Source organism: Caballeronia sp. AZ1_KS37, from assembly GCF_023631165.1.
GTDB lineage: Bacteria > Pseudomonadota > Gammaproteobacteria > Burkholderiales > Burkholderiaceae > Caballeronia > Caballeronia zhejiangensis.
In genome coordinates, this window is sequence record NZ_JALQDP010000043.1 from 374,728 (window position 1) to 388,343 (window position 13,616).

At 62.0% G+C, this 13,616-nt stretch carries 11 protein-coding genes and 1 pseudogene; 4 read left to right on the forward strand and 8 right to left on the reverse strand.

Annotation, left to right across the window (positions count from 1 at the left end; all coding sequences use genetic code 11):
* Nucleotides 1-604 precede the first annotated feature (604 nt).
* Entirely contained in the window at nucleotides 605-1,057 is a 453-nt protein-coding gene (locus NCS00_RS30895) for a universal stress protein (protein WP_008345219.1), read from the forward strand.
* 457 nt (nucleotides 1,058-1,514) lie between these two features.
* Here NCS00_RS30895 and NCS00_RS30900 read toward each other — a convergent pair whose 3' ends face one another.
* The gene (locus NCS00_RS30900) at nucleotides 1,515-1,700 is read right to left on the reverse strand and encodes a hypothetical protein (protein WP_008345214.1); all 186 of its coding nucleotides are present in this window, start codon (nucleotides 1,698-1,700) and stop codon (nucleotides 1,515-1,517) included.
* Between the two features lie 118 nt (nucleotides 1,701-1,818).
* Here NCS00_RS30900 and NCS00_RS30905 point away from each other — a divergent pair, with 118 nt between their 5' ends.
* Together NCS00_RS30905 and NCS00_RS30910 are read left to right on the forward strand one after the other, a co-directional pair.
* Nucleotides 1,819-2,193, forward strand: a complete 375-nt coding sequence (locus NCS00_RS30905; RefSeq protein WP_250442015.1) for a sensory rhodopsin transducer — start codon at nucleotides 1,819-1,821, stop codon at nucleotides 2,191-2,193.
* A gap of 68 nt (nucleotides 2,194-2,261) precedes the next feature.
* Nucleotides 2,262-2,673 (forward strand): annotated as a pseudogene (locus NCS00_RS30910) (low affinity iron permease family protein).
* 116 nt (nucleotides 2,674-2,789) lie between these two features.
* On the opposite strand, the gene NCS00_RS30915 reads toward NCS00_RS30910, so the two are convergent.
* From NCS00_RS30915 to NCS00_RS30945, 7 genes are read right to left on the reverse strand one after another with little or no spacing between them, the layout of a single operon-like run.
* Entirely contained in the window at nucleotides 2,790-4,565 is a 1,776-nt protein-coding gene (locus tag NCS00_RS30915) for a glycoside hydrolase family 15 protein (RefSeq protein WP_250442017.1), read from the reverse strand.
* Between the two features lie 5 nt (nucleotides 4,566-4,570).
* Nucleotides 4,571-5,572, reverse strand: coding sequence for an SDR family oxidoreductase (locus NCS00_RS30920; protein ID WP_008345207.1), 1,002 nt, complete (start codon nucleotides 5,570-5,572; stop codon nucleotides 4,571-4,573).
* A complete protein-coding gene (locus NCS00_RS30925; protein ID WP_008345205.1) occupies nucleotides 5,572-7,227 on the reverse strand; it encodes a GMC family oxidoreductase in 1,656 nt (551 codons plus the stop codon). Before NCS00_RS30925 ends, NCS00_RS30920 begins: the two co-directional genes overlap by 1 nt.
* Nucleotides 7,217-7,864: a gluconate 2-dehydrogenase subunit 3 family protein gene (locus NCS00_RS30930; protein ID WP_250442018.1), complete on the reverse strand. Its 648-nt coding sequence runs from the start codon at nucleotides 7,862-7,864 to the stop codon at nucleotides 7,217-7,219. The genes NCS00_RS30925 and NCS00_RS30930 overlap by 11 nt, the downstream gene beginning before the upstream one ends.
* Complete coding sequence (locus NCS00_RS30935) at nucleotides 7,861-8,778, reverse strand: hypothetical protein (protein WP_008345201.1); 918 nt, start codon at nucleotides 8,776-8,778, stop codon at nucleotides 7,861-7,863. Before NCS00_RS30935 ends, NCS00_RS30930 begins: the two co-directional genes overlap by 4 nt.
* Nucleotides 8,779-8,817: 39 nt before the next feature.
* Complete coding sequence (locus tag NCS00_RS30940) at nucleotides 8,818-9,924, reverse strand: enolase C-terminal domain-like protein (RefSeq protein ID WP_250442019.1); 1,107 nt, start codon at nucleotides 9,922-9,924, stop codon at nucleotides 8,818-8,820.
* A 14-nt stretch (nucleotides 9,925-9,938) separates the two neighbouring features.
* Complete coding sequence (locus NCS00_RS30945) at nucleotides 9,939-11,735, reverse strand: thiamine pyrophosphate-requiring protein (protein WP_250442020.1); 1,797 nt, start codon at nucleotides 11,733-11,735, stop codon at nucleotides 9,939-9,941.
* Nucleotides 11,736-12,559: 824 nt separating this feature from the next.
* Here NCS00_RS30945 and coxB point away from each other — a divergent pair.
* On the forward strand, nucleotides 12,560-13,615 hold the full coding sequence (gene coxB / locus NCS00_RS30950; RefSeq protein ID WP_250442084.1) for a cytochrome c oxidase subunit II: 1,056 nt from the start codon (nucleotides 12,560-12,562) through the stop codon (nucleotides 13,613-13,615).
* Nucleotide 13,616: the final 1 nt, after the last annotated feature.

Sequence of the window (13,616 nt, forward strand, 5' to 3'; positions counted from 1 at the left end):
GCTGACGGGCCGTAGAAGCTGCCCCGCTTGCGCACGTCGGGCTCGGACGCATGGTCGATCGTCCGGCTGCGCATTTGCAACGCTTCCTCCGTCTGCTTGATATTGCCAGGCCTCGTACTGTTTAGCGCCCCGAGGGCGCGAGAGACACGCCGCGATGGAGCCGCCATGCGGTGAGCGCGACAGCAAAAGCACTACGGCCGCGGCTGACTTCGGATGCAGCGTGACGCCCGGCCGCTGGAACGTAGCCAGATCGCGCGTCTCACCATTGTCCAGCGTCATGCGAGTCGGAACGTTGGTTTGCTTGCGCACGTTGTCGGCCAACGGGACCAACTTCTTTTCCGAGAACATCATTTTGTCCATCAAAGGCCTCAGGATTCGAGCTCGCCTGCAAACGTTGCACCGCGAATCAGGCATGAAGGCGTTTAATCCGAAAGACATCGACATAGCGCGCGAATGGCGCGGTCGTCGACACGCTCGCTTAGCTCGATCGCGTTCGAAGTGGACGATTCCGACCCGGCGATAGGAGCTATTCGCGAGTCCGCTGGCTACGTCCTGAAAAATATATCACAATATGAGCTAACGGCGCTGACGATGCGGAGGACCCGTGAGCAGCTATCAGCGAATTCTGTTGTGCTATGACGCCACGGCCGTGGGGCGTCGCACGCTTCGTCTTGGCGCTCATCTCGCCCGCGATCTTCACGGGGAAACGCATCTGCTAGCGGTCGTCGATGACACGGAGTGGACGCGCGGCGTTCCCGTCATTCCTGCAGTGTCGTTTGAACTTCAAGAGCGAACCGCCAAGGACTTGCTGCATGAAGGCGTGGACGAGCTGGCGGATCTCGGCGTCGTGGCGCAGCGCCATCTGGCGGTCGGGAATCCGATGATGGAAATTTCCGCTTTCGCGAAAGCGCTCGACATCGATCTAATCGTCATCGGACATCACCGGAGCGGTCGGTTCTACCGTTGGTGGACCGGTCAAGACGAGAGCCGGTTGCTCGATCAAGTGTCCTGCAGCGTACTTGTGATTATGGAGCCGCAGGAGCTGAAGACGCATTAGAAAGGCCCGCGCCGTTCGTCCGAACTCAAACGCTCGTGCAAAGGAGTATGACGAAGATAGTCAAATTTCGTTCGAAGGCCACGCCCGATGTCCTCATGTTGCGCGACCTCGCAGGCTTTGGGCGTGATTGATAAGCGTATCGGTCTCGAGACGTCATACTGCCGAGCGAGTTTGACACCGCGAATGATCGCTTTGAGAAGGTCCTGAAGGAAGACGAATGCATCGCTTACGAGCATGGTGCAATTTATCATCCGCTGTCGCATGCTGCCGCGCGGACCGGGTTGGGTCTCCAATCGCGGGCGCTTCCGTTCCTCGATATGTTGCGGGAGGCTGGGCGCAATGACGCGGACATCATCTGCAGCGCCGGAAAATCGAGACTAGTGGCGCCTCGTGCGGAGTAAACCAACCGCATCTTTGGTGCCGCCTGGCGCCAAAGCGTCATCGAAAGTGACCAACACTAAGAAATGATCGGCACAGCTTCAATCAGCGCAAAGCCGATCAGCGCGCCCAGCACCGCGCCGACTATCCGCGGATGCCAGCGCTCAAGGTGCAGCCTCGCGAACAGCGCTCCGACGAAGATGATCCCCAGCAGCGAGAAGACGGCGATGACATATCCGATCTCGAAGTCGTTGTTGATCAACATGGCTCCTCCCGCGTCGTGCTATTGTGAAATATATATCATAATGTGATGTATGCAAGCGACGAAGGGAGCGGTTTTTGCTCAATCATCGTTGACGTACGGCGATGAATGAGGAGGCTGCATGAGCGCGATAGGAAAAAGCAGATGGGCGATCGCTGAAGGCTATCTGCCGCGGTATAGCAATGGCGACGGTGCGGATCTGCAGAGCCACGAGGCGGCGTGCATCCTCAACGCGGGTGAGGAAGACGCGCATATCGAAGTTACGATCTTCTTCAAGGATCGCGCACCCGCCGGGCCATATCGCATCACCGTGCCAGCCAGGCGGACGTGGCATATGCGCTTCAATGATCTCTGCGAACCCGAGAGAATACCAACTGGGACTGAGTACGCGAGCTACTTCGAATCGGATGTACCTGTGGTCATTCAGCACGCTCGCCTCGATTCGCGGCAATCGGAGCTGGCTTTGTTGACCACGGTCGCATTTGGCAGCGACTGACACTTGACGGCGCGGAACGTTGAACGCCAATGCACGGTTCTTGGTCTACAGGTTGGTGGGGACTCGAGATGAAGACTTCCTGGTTCCTTTGCTCCTCGAATTAAACTCGCTCGACTTGCCGGGCGCTCCTGGACGTTCGTCACTGCTGCAAGCCTCGTGTTTGGTTGGGCAGCATCAGGCCCGCTGTTTCACTTCAGCGATACTTGGCAACTGGTGATCAATACGTCGACCACGATTGTTTCGTTTCTCATGGTATTTCTGATTCAGAATGCTCAGAACCGAGACACGGCGGCCATGCAGATCAAGCTCGATGAGATCATCCGAGCGATAGATACCGCGCACAACGCGTTGCTCGATCAACTGGATCAGAAAGAACTCGCTGATTTTCGGAAGCATTACGAGAGACTTGCAAAAGAAGCGCGCAGCGACTTGCGGTTGTCGAGCAGCGGCGCAAAAATCCTGAACCGTGTCGAGCACTAAACCAAGCGTGCGCAAGGACGCAGTGCCCAAGGCAAAGCGAGCGTCCACAATGCATCATTGATCGACATGTTGCATTCTCTCGTCGAATCGCCTTCTGTGGGAGTTTAACGATGCGCTTAGCCGCCGCCTCGTTGCAACGTCGGCCCGCATAAGCCGAGCGCCGTATTGACGAGGGCAAGATGACTAAGCGCCTGCGGGAAATTACCGGCGAGTTCATGGCGCTGGGCATTGTACTGTTCGGACATCAGCCCAACATCGTTTGCCGTGGCGAGCACGCGTTCGAACTGCTGCCGCGCTTCTTCTGTGCGTCCCTGAAGGTTCAGGCAATCGGCCATCCAGCATGAGCATGCGAGGAAAGCGCCTTCGTTAGCGTTCCCGGCTTGCCGCTCGTTGCGTCGAATCAAGCCGTCCTCGCAGAGGTCGCGGCGGATGCGTGCAATCGTCGAGGCCATGCGCGGATCATCGGCGCGCAGGAAGCCGACCAGCGGCAACAACAAGAGGCTCGCGTCCAACGCGTCGCTGCCGTAGTACTGCGTGAAGCTGCCGAGCCCTTCGTTCCAGCCTTCGCGAAGCACTTCTTCACGAATGTGTTCGCGCAACGAAGCCATGCGTTCCACGAGTGGCGAAAGGGCGCTCTCCGCTGTGCAATGCTTTACGAATCGATCGAGCGCCACCCAGACCATTACGCGCGAATAGGTGTAGTGACGGGGTTCACCGCGCGATTCCCAGATGCCCGCGCCGGGCAAGTGCCATATCTTTTCGAGATGTTCGACAATGTGCGTCTCAATAACTTCTTCCTGGTCGGACGATTCGAGGCCCCCGCGTCGCGCGACATCGAGGCAATCGATCACTTCCCCCAACACGTCGAGCTGATGCTGATGTGCCGCTGCATTACCGACTCGCACGGGCTTCGCATAACGATGACCCGGTAGCCAGTCGACGTTCCATTCGCGTAAATGACGTCCGCCGTCCACACGGTACATGATTCGGCTGCGCTCCGGCGAGCACGCGATGGCGCGCAGCAGCCAGTCGCGCCACGCGCCGGCTTCTTCGTAGTAGCCGGCGTTGAGCAGCGCAACCATCGCAAAACTGGTGTCGCGCAGCCACGCGTAGCGGTAGTCCCAATTGAGCCTTCCGCCGGGCGCTTCAGGTAGGGATGTCGTCGGTGCTGCGACGATCGCGCCGGTGCGGCGATGGATAAGCGCCTTGAGAGTCAGAAGCGAACGACGGGTCTGCACCGGCCAGGCCGTGCGGTTGTCGTCGAACGTGCTAATCCAGTCTCGCCAGAAACGTTGCGTCGAACGCAGCGCGATGTCGACGTCGAACGCTTGGGGTAGCGGTTCGTGCGCATGGCCATAGCTCATCGCGAACGTCACGGATTCGCCCGCTGCGACGGTGAACGTGGCGAGAATCGCTCCATCGTGAACCGTCATCTCGACGTTCGCGCGAAGCACGACGCGGTCAGTCCCAATACGCACCTGCATTGCGCCGTCCACGCATTCGATCAGCGGCTTGAGTTCGCCGTAGCTGAAGCGCAGCCGCAAATCCGAGCGCATCTCGACGAGGCCGCGCAAGCCTGTCACGATGCGCACGACCGAACTCGGGCCGTCGCCGACGGGCATAAAGTCGGTCACGCGTACCGCGCCTTCGCCGACCTCGAAGTCACTTTCGATGATCAGCGTGTCGGGCTGGTAACGACGCGCGTTGCGTTCGATGTGCATGACCGGTGTCAGCGTCCAGCAGCCGTTGTCCGACGTGCCGAGAAGTGCGGCGAAGCACGCGTCGTCGTCGAAGCGCGGCCAGCACAGCCAGTCGATAGAGCCGTTGCGGCTGAGCAGCGCGGCGGTCTGGCCGTCGCCTAAGAGCGCATAGTCGTCGATGGGCCGGCTCATTTGGCTCAGCTCCGTTTTTTAGAGACGAAGCGCAGCAGGCCCACCGCGCCAAGGCCCGCGAGTCCCCAGAAAACCGAGCGATGGCGGTCGGTGAACATCTCCCAGCTATGACTCCGCGCTTCATCATCGAACCGGCCATGCGCACCATAGTCGCCGGGCACGGGATCGAAAAGATTGCCTGCGGCATTGCCTTCAGGCGGCTCCTCGGTGAGTTGGCCTGCATAGCCCGCGCGTGCTAGATACCGGTCGATGAGCGCGGGCGCGATGCGATTGGCGAGAATCGCCTTCACGGTTGAGAAGCCAAGCCACACCTCGCGCCGGCGATGCGTCGCCGCGAAGAAGATTGCGCGCGCGGCGACCTCCGGCTGGAAGATCGGCGCGACTGGCCGGGCGCGTTTGCCGGTCTTGTTCATCGCCCAGTCGAACTGCGGCGTGTTCATCGCCGGAAGCTCGACTACTGTCAGGTGAACGTCAAGCTTGTCGTGGATGATCTCGGAGCGCAGCGAATCCGTGAAGCCGCGAATGGCGAACTTCGCACCGCAATACACCGATTGCAGCGGCACGGAGCGGTACGCCAGCGCTGAGCCGACATTGACGATCGTTCCGCGATTGCGTGTGCGCATGCGCGAGAGCGCCGCCATCATGCCGTGGACCTGACCGAGATATGTGACGCGTGTGCCGCGCTCGATTTCTTCGGCTGTGAGCGCGGAGACGGGCGCAAACGCGGTCGCCATCGCGACGTTGACCCACACATCGATCGGGCCGAGCGTGTCCTCTACTTGCGATGCCGCCGCATCGACGGCGCGCGCATCGGCGACGTCAGTGGGTATGGCGAGCGCACGCACGCCGAAGCGCGCCTCGATCTGCGCGGTGGCTCGCGCGAGTCGTTCAGCATCGCGCGACAACAGTGCGACGTCATAGCCGTGGCGGGCGAACTCGTCGGCCGCCGCACGCCCGACACCTGCGCCCGCGCCGGTGATGACGACGATTTTCCGTGTCTCACACATCAAAGATCTCCCCGCGCGGCGAGCGCCTCGATCCGGTCGGCGGTGCGCAGCGCAATCGCCTGGATGGTCAGCGACGGGTTCACGCCGCCGACGGTCGGAAAGACGGAGCCATCGCAGATCCACAAGTTGTCGATGTCCCAGCTTCGGCAATCGGCATTGACCACGCTCGTTGCGGGGTCGCCGCCCATGCGCGCGGTGCCGTTGAGGTGGCAGGTGTCGTCGGTTTCGCGCCAGACATCGCGCGCGCCGGCCGCTTCGAGTGCGAGGCTCATGAAATCAAGCGAATGCGCCACGAGCCGCTTGTCGTTATCGCACAGCGAATAGGTCACGCGCGCGACGGGCAGGCCGTACTGATCCTTCTCGTCGGCGAGCGTCACGCGGTTGCGCTCCTGCGGCATTGTCTCGCCCACTATCTTTAACCCCGCCTGATGGTTGTACTTCTGCATCTCGTCGAGTAGCTGCTGGCCCCAGAGACCTCGCCCGTTCTGCGTCGATGCCCACGCCACCGGCAGCGGTCCCTGGCTCATGTAGCAATAGCCGCCGAAGAAGTCCTTGCCCTTGTCCTCGTAATTCCAGTGCTCGGTCAGCGCAAGCGAGGGCGGCCCCTTGTACCAGCGCACTTCTTCATCCATCGTGCCCCACGCGGCCTGATTGGTCTGCACCATCAGGTTCTTGCCGACGAGACCGGAACGGTTGGCGAGGCCATCGGGATGACGGTCCGTTGCCGAGTTGAGCAACAAGCGCGGCGTTTCGATCGCGTATCCCGCGACCACGACGTTGCGTGCGCGCTGAAACTGCCAGCGTCCTTCGCGGAAATATTCGACGCCGGTCGCGCGCCCGTTGTCGCCCATGACGATGCGGCCGACCATCGCGAGATCGCGAATCTCCGCGCCGGCGCGCACCGCGCGCGGTATCCACGTGACGAGCGCGCTTTGCTTCGCGTTCGTCGCGCAACCCGACACGCAAAATCCGCGATAGACGCACGGATGCGCCTCGCCGCGCGGCGCGGAGACCGTGGCGAGCGGCGTCGGCGCCCAGTCGATGCCGAGCGCTTCGCAGCCGCGCGCCAGCACGAGCGCCGCCGCGTTCAGCTCATGCGCGCGATACGGATAGCGCGGCCGCTTCGGTCCCCACGGGTAGCTTACCGGCCCGGCGATCTTCAGCGCCTCCTCGACTTCGCCGTAATAACGCCACATCTCGCGCCAGTCGATCGGCCAGTCCGCGCCGTAGCCGAGCAGCGTGCGCGACTTGAACCATTGCGGCCGGAAGCGCAGCGAGACCATCGCGAAGTGCACGGTGCTGCCGCCCACGGACTTGCCGCTGTTGTTGTTGCCGAGCTTGAGCGGATTATCGCCGTCGCAAATGCGCTCGTCGGTCCAGAAGAGCTTGCCCTGATGCGTCTCGTCCGATGCGAACTCTTCGAGCGGACGCCACCACGCGCCGGCATCGAACGCGACGACCTTAAACCCTTTCTCCGCAAGACGGCAGGCAAGGGTGCCGCCGCCCGCGCCCGTGCCGACGATCGCGAAGTCCACCGCTTCGTTCTGCGGATACGCGCGCATCGGAATCCATGCGCCGGGACGGAACACGTCGGGCGCGCGGCCGTTCTTGCCGCGCGGGACGTGTTGCGCGTCGTTGGGCGAATCAGCGGACACGGCGATTCTCCTTCCGCGCGGCTTCCACGTGGCTGGGTTTCGCTTCGGCGGCTTCCCATGGATCGCGCCGGTCGGCGACCATGCGCACGTAGCCGCGCGGATTGGCCGGGCCGCCGAAGCCGATCTCGCTCCATACGTGCGGGTGCGCGTAGTACATGCCACAGATGTCGTGCAGCACGCGCTCCGCGAAGAAGAGCGTGGGGGGCATGCCTTTCCATTCGGCGTGGTCGAGCTTGCCTTGCTGCATGTCGACGAGAAGCGCATGGCGCGCGGCATCGTCGATGCTCCCGAACGGCAGTTCGTGACGCGCGCGGCTTTCGGCGTCCAGCGCGCGAAGGCCGATGCGCCACGCATCGCGCATGGGCGGCAGGCGCGCATCGCGATAGCCGTCGCCGGTGTTCTTCGCGAGGCGCGCATCGACGAGCGCGGCGACGGGCACGACCGGGCGCTGCCTGTCCTGCGGCACGATGCACGCGCACAGCGCGCAGAGCGCGCGCCATTCGACGGCATCGAAAAACTGCGGACCGTCCGGCGTCGCCAGGCGTTCGTCGATGACATGGCGCGTGACTTCATCCCATGAGGGCGTGTCGCGCTTGCTCATCACGTCGTAGCCGGGATAGCGGGGCAAGTGCTTCATTTCTTCTCGGCCTCCCGAAGACGCAGCGCGGCGAGCCCCGCGAGTGCGAGCGCCGAAAAGCTCGGCGGTGCGGGCAGCGGCGGTCCGTTAAACAGATTCTGGCTCCAGTTGCGCCAGCCGCCACGCGCGCGCGCAACGCCGCGTGCATGAAAGCCGACACCGATGAACCCGAGCGCCGTCGTCACCCGTAGCCACAGCCGCGTGAACCAGTGCTCGCGCGGACGCGCGAGGGCGACATCGACGAGCAGCCCTGCTGCGACCGGCGGAATGATGATGGGCGCGTACATGGCCGGGTTCTGAAATGCGCCGCGAAAGTGCAGCAGCGCAACTTCGCCGAGCGTGCCGAGCAGTCCGGCGCTCGTGACGAGCGCGAGCGCCTGTCCCGCCGGCATGCCGAAAAGACTCGGCGCGTGCGCGGGTTCGTCGCGCAGCCGTTCGGATACCGCGCCGAGCGCGCCGGAGAGCAGCAACGCCATCGGCGCGCCGATTGGCGCCGCGTAAAAGAGGTTGTGCCAACTCCAGCCGCCGGGGCGCTTCGTGATGTTGTACAGATGGAACCCTGTGCCAGCGACGCCCGCGAGCGCCGCACTCACATAGACCGCATTGCGCACAGGATGACGCGCCGGCTCGTGATCGGCGCTGCCGTGAAGGCCGGCCAATAACGATAGTGTCGAGACCGCCAGCGGCGTGTACATGGCGGGATTATCGAAGGAGCCGCGATAGTGCTCCATCGCGCTATCGGCCAGCACAGAGAGCGCAAGCAGCGCTGAGCTACGATTGAACGTTCGCGCCGTATCGATATGCGTCTGTACTGGCGTGCGATGGGCCTTGGGTCCTCCAAGACTCACGAGCGCGAACCCGGCCGCGGCGATCCCGCAGCCGATGGCAATGTCGATCGTTCTGGTTTGCGTCATGTTCTTCGATTCGTTTTGTTCAATCGTTGGCCGAAGTTCTTAGACGGCATACTGGTGCGCATCCGCATGTTTGAAGTCGAGTCCGCAACCGGGCCTTGACCAATCCGGCGAGATCGCGCCGTTGCGGGCGCGCGGTGCGCCATCGAAGAGCATCGACTCGATGCGCACGTGATCGTGGAACCATTCTTGATGCCGAAGACGCGGCGCGGCGCAGGCCACGTGTAAATGCAGCGCGGGCGCACAGTGCGCCGACAGCGGCACATGGAAAGCGTCGCACAGCGTCGCTGCGCGAAGGAAGCCGGTGATGCCTGCGCAGCGCGTGACATCGGCCTGTAGCACATCGACGGCTTCGTTTGCGAGCAGCGTGCGAAAGTCGTCGATCGTGAAGCCGTACTCGCCCGCCGCCAGTTCGATATGCGCGGGCAACGCGTCGCGCAACGATGCAAGGCCAGCGATATCGTCGGACGACACCGGCTCCTCGAACCACTCGACACCGTATTGCGCGAATCGTTGCGCGTAGACTAGCGCCTGCTTGCGATCGAGCGCGCCGTTGGCATCGACGAAAAGGCCGGCATCATCGCCAATGGCCTCGCGCGCAACGGCCACGCGATGCGGATCGCGCGATGGCTGGGTGCCGATCTTGATCTTGACCCAGCGGCATCCGTCTTCATGCACCCAGCTCGAGAGTTGATCGCGGATTTCGTCGTCGGTATAGGTAGTGAAGCCGCCGCTGCCGTAGAGCGGCACGCGGCTGCGTACGGCGCCGAGCAGACGGGCAAGCGGTATGTCGAGCAGGCGCGCCTTTACGTCCCACAGCGCGCAGTCGAGCGCCGATATCGCGCACGCGGCGATCCCCGAGCGGCCGATGTTGCGCACGCGCTGCTGCATATGTAACCAAAGGGCGTCGATGTTCCATGCGTCTTCGCCAACGAGCGTCGGGGCGAGCGCCGATTCAATGAAGTTCGCTGTCGTCGCGTCGTTGTAGGTATAGCCGATACCCGTCTTGCCTGCTGCGGTAAGTTCCACAACGACGAGTGTCGTCGATGACCAGGAAAGCGTCCCATCGGCTTCCGGTCTGTCCGTCGGAATGGTGTAGGCGCGCGCCCGGATCGCCTCGACCGGCGCCTCGCGTCTTGTGAGGTGCATGACACAAGTCCCCTTTACTTGTTCTTATGCGCTGGTAACACTGCGCCCAGAACCTGTTTCGCAGTGTCGACGATGATGTTGCCTTCGTCTGGGTCACCTTCGAATAGCGTCGTGGCGAAAGCTTTCGCCTGTTCAAGCGTGATGTGCGGCGGCAGCGGCGGGACATTCGGATCGGCCTTCACCTCGATCACCACGGGGCGATCCGAGCCCAGTGCTTCGTCCCACACTGCGCCCATGCGCTCGGCGTCCTCGACGTATATGCCTCGCAATCCGATTAGCTCGGCGAAGCGGTGGTATGGCACAGATGGGATGTCTTGCGACGCCTCGAACTTCGGGTCGCCGTTCATGACGCGCTGTTCCCACGTAACCTGGTTCAGGTCGTCATTGTGTAGCACCATGCAAATCCAGCGCGGATCCGACCATTGCTTCCAGTACTTCGCGACCGTGATCAACTCGGCCATGTTGTTCATCTGCATTGCCCCGTCGCCTACCAGCGCGATCACAGGCCGCCCAGGATGTGCGAATTTCGCGGAGATCGCATACGGCACGGCTGCACCCATGGAAGCAAGGCCCCCGGAGAGCGAGCACATCATGCCGCGCTTGACTTTTAAATCGCGCGCGTACCAGTTTGCACACGATCCGGAGTCACTGGTCACGATGGCGTTAGGCGGTACGCGAGGGGACAATTCCCATATCGTGCGTTGCGGGTTCACGCCGGTGGTCCCCGACGCGAGCGCGCGCTTCTCAAGCTTGCTCCACCAGTCAGTCATCCAGCCTTCGATGTCCGTACGCCACGTACGCTCCTTCTTCTGTTCGAGCAATGGCAAAAGCGCGCGCAATGTCTCCGCGCTGTCCCCGACGAGATTGACCTCCATCGGATAACGAATGGACAGCATGTCCGGCTGGATGTCGATCTGTATGCCGCGTGCGGCGCCTTCCTTCGGCAAAAATTCGGAATACGGAAAACCCGAGCCGATCATCAGCAACGTGTCGCATCCAGACATCAGCTTGTAGCTGGGCTCAGTGCCAAGCAGACCGATCGAACCTGTGACATTCGGCAGATCGTCGGGGAGGGCGGCTTTGCCCAAAAGCGCTTTTGCGACCCCGGCCCCGAGTTTTTCCGCCACCGCGATCACTTCATCGGTCGCCTTCAACGCGCCCGCGCCGACGAGAATGGCCACCTTCTTGCCCGCGTTGAGGACCTCCGCGGCGCGATGGAGATCGTCGGCATAGGGCACAGTTTTCGGCGCGCGATAACCGACGCCTGAGTGCAAGGTCCCGTGCTTGCGCGGCGGCGGTTCGTATTTAAGCTCCTGCAAATCGTTCGGGAACACGAGCGCAGCGACTTTCCGGTCACCCAGCGCAGTCCGGATAGCCCTGTCGACGAGATGACGAACCTGGGCGGGCACACTTGCCTGTTGCACGAAAGCGCCCGCGACATCCTTGAACATTGACTGAAGATCGACTTCTTGTTGATAGTGGCCGCCGAGCGATGCGCGTGCTTGCTGGCCGGCGATAGCAAGCACGGGCATGTGATCGAGCCGAGCGTCGTAGAGCCCAGCGAGAAGGTGTGCTGCGCCAGGTCCGGATGTCGCCAGACACACCCCGAGTTCGCCGGTGAACTTTGCGTGCGCCGACGCCATGAATGCGGCCATCTCCTCGTGCCGCGTCTGTATGAATTCGATCTTGCCCTTCGCGCGATTCAACGCGCCCAGGAGGCCGTTGATGCCATCGCCCGGATAGCCAAAAATGCGACGCACGCCCCATGCGTGCAGACGGTCGACCACGAAATCGCCGACGGTGATAGACATGGTTTTCTCCGTAGTTGCAGCGAAGATGCTTGTGACGTTGGCTAAAGCAGGTATGTCACAATGTGATGCAATGAACGTGCCGCATAGCGGACGGTCACGGAACTTGGCGCATCGAGGCTAACCGTCAGGCCTCTGCAAGCAGGCATCGCAGCTCACTCATTTGGTCCAGATGTAAGCAGTAATTCGATAGACACATCGTTTGCCTTGCGACTGAGATGCACCTGTATATGACGCGATCTTTGTCCTCCAGCTTGCCTCCAACGAGCCGTGCGCGCTCCCAGCGCGTTACAACACAGAGTCCCGTGAGCGGCGCCTTAGAGAGCTCGGCGACTCCTCGACCGTCGCCCGGCGGATTCTGGGGCGCCGCTCACCTGGACGGGTAAGGAACATAGAAGCGGGTGATCACGGGCGAATGCGTTATCTCTTCGGAGTACCGCAGGAAAGTTCCCAGCATAGCGAATATGCGAGAGGCGCTCAGCATCGTCACCGGTGCACGGCTCCTTACACCTTCATGTCGATTAGCCATCACCTCTCCCTCCGCTATCTTTCGAAAATTATCGAACCCGCGCGAAGCGCCTATTAGCGATCGGTTCGCGCGCTCCGCAGCAAACTTTGCAAGCATTTGAAAAAAGATCACGTTGTGATACATATCATTCAAGGCAAATTCGTGGGGCGTGCGCAGAGTGTGTTGCGCGAACGAACATTGGAATAGCAGTTGCTCCCTTTCAACGAGCCGAGCCACCCTAATCGGTAGCTCAATCGGCGCAACAAGAAGGCGAAGAGCATTCCAGCGATTTCGGTCTAAAGATCCAGGAGACAGCGTGGTGCGCCGTGTTCTCTTGTCGGTTGTACAAGTCGGAGCCTTGCTTCCTGCCGCGCTCTATCATCTCGGCGCGTTGGCCGCCGAAGCGCCTTCGCGCGAGGCGGACTTGCTCGCGGCTGCGTCGACGCCGCTCGCGTATTTTCTGCGCAGCAGGGGGCCTGCTGCACAGCCAGTCCTCTATCTTGGATGGACGCTTGCGACCATATGCGCGCTAGTTTGCGTGATCATCGCCGGAATGCTTCTCATCGGCATGTTTCGACGTAGGAAGCCGCAGGACGCGCGAGCGCTCGTCTCCGAAGGGGGGGTGCGCTTAGTCTACGTCGGCTCGGTGCTCTCCACCATCGCGCTCTTTGGCATCGCCGTCTATATGCTCTCTGTGCTCGCGGAGGTCGCCGACCCTTCGAAAACGCCGGGTTTGACCGTGACGGTCACCGCCTACGACTGGTGGTGGAAAGTTGACTATGTGGACGGCGAGAGCCGCTTCTCAACTGCCAACGAGTTGCACATTCCGTCTGGCGTGCCCGTGCTCGTCTTGCTGAAAAGCGCTGACGTGATTCACGCTTTCTGGGTGCCCGAACTAGCGGGTAAGACACAGACGATTCCTGGCACCGCGAACCGGCAGTGGATCCACGCGGACCACCCTGGCATTTTCCGGGGCCAATGCACGCAGTATTGCGGCGTACAGCATGCGCACATGGCGTTTGAGGTGTACGCGCAGACGCAGGCTGATTATGACCGGTGGTACACCGCGCAGATGGGGGCAGCACCCGCGCCGTCGACCGCCCAAGCGATTCGAGGAAGGAAGCTCTTCGAAGAACGCTGCGCGGGATGCCATACGGTTCGTGGAAGCAAGGCGACCGGGGTTCAGGCGCCGGACCTCACCCACGTGTTGTCGCGTCGGCTGCTTGCAGCGGGAAGCGTCGTCAATACACCCGAGAACCTGATCGACTGGATTGAGCACGCTCAGGAAATCAAGCCCGGCACGCTAATGCCCGACATGCAGCTCTCGCCCGCTGAAGCGGGCGACTTGTCGGCCTACCTCGCCACTCTCAAGTAAG

Bases quoted from the DNA above. Each gene is read 5' to 3' on its own strand.
- NCS00_RS30935 (WP_008345201.1), bottom strand. From the start codon at position 8,778: ATGACGCAAACCAGAACGATCGACATTGCCATCGGCTGCGGGATCGCC.
- NCS00_RS30940 (WP_250442019.1), bottom strand. From the start codon at position 9,924: ATGCACCTCACAAGACGCGAGGCGCCGGTCGAGGCGATCCGGGCGCGC.
- NCS00_RS30945 (WP_250442020.1), bottom strand. From the start codon at position 11,735: ATGTCTATCACCGTCGGCGATTTCGTGGTCGACCGTCTGCACGCATGG.
- NCS00_RS30905 (WP_250442015.1), top strand. From the start codon at position 1,819: ATGAGCGCGATAGGAAAAAGCAGATGGGCGATCGCTGAAGGCTATCTG.
- NCS00_RS30920 (WP_008345207.1), bottom strand. From the start codon at position 5,572: ATGTGTGAGACACGGAAAATCGTCGTCATCACCGGCGCGGGCGCAGGT.
- NCS00_RS30900 (WP_008345214.1), bottom strand. From the start codon at position 1,700: ATGTTGATCAACAACGACTTCGAGATCGGATATGTCATCGCCGTCTTC.
- NCS00_RS30915 (WP_250442017.1), bottom strand. From the start codon at position 4,565: ATGAGCCGGCCCATCGACGACTATGCGCTCTTAGGCGACGGCCAGACC.
- NCS00_RS30930 (WP_250442018.1), bottom strand. From the start codon at position 7,864: ATGAAGCACTTGCCCCGCTATCCCGGCTACGACGTGATGAGCAAGCGC.